This window comes from Marseilla massiliensis (assembly GCF_016899855.1).
GTDB lineage: Bacteria > Bacteroidota > Bacteroidia > Bacteroidales > Bacteroidaceae > Prevotella.
The window spans coordinates 1-486 of sequence record NZ_JACJJG010000251.1 but is presented as its reverse complement, the minus strand read 5'-3'; the positions used below and the strand labels follow the sequence as shown (position 1 = coordinate 486).

The following is a 486-nucleotide window of genomic DNA, read 5'->3' as shown; positions in this document are numbered from 1 at the left end:
GATGTAGGCGTCGCAGCAGTACTGCACCCCGCGGTCGGAGTGGTGGACGAGGCCGTCAAGACTGTCCGTGCCGCGCACCGCCACGGCATGGGCTATGGCCTGCCTGAGGGCATCGAGCGACTCCGAGGCGCGCAGCGACGGCGAGACCTTGTGGCCTACGACCTTGTGCGAGTAGGCATCGGTGACTATGTGCAGGTAGCACGTGCCACCGCATTCGAGTGGTATGTAGGTTATGTCGGCCACCCACAGCTGGTTCGCGGCGGTGGGCGTGAAGCCGCGCACGAGGTTCTTCCACTTGTGGTAGCGGTGGTTGGAGTCGGTCGTGCGGCGGGGCTTCGGGCGCGCCAGCACGAGACCACGCCGGCGGAGCAGGCGGAAGAAGCGGTCGCGGCCGGGCATCCGTTCGCGACCGAAGACCGAGCAGAGCATCAGCCACAGCTTGCGGCAGCCTATGCCCGGGGCCTCCGAGCGTATGGCACCCACCTT

At 67.3% G+C, this 486-nt stretch carries 1 protein-coding gene; it reads right to left on the bottom strand.

Annotated features, from left to right (window positions below):
• Nucleotides 1–486 (bottom strand): DDE-type integrase/transposase/recombinase (locus H6A34_RS14630; RefSeq protein ID WP_205106102.1); only part of this gene is annotated, 486 nt, incomplete at both ends.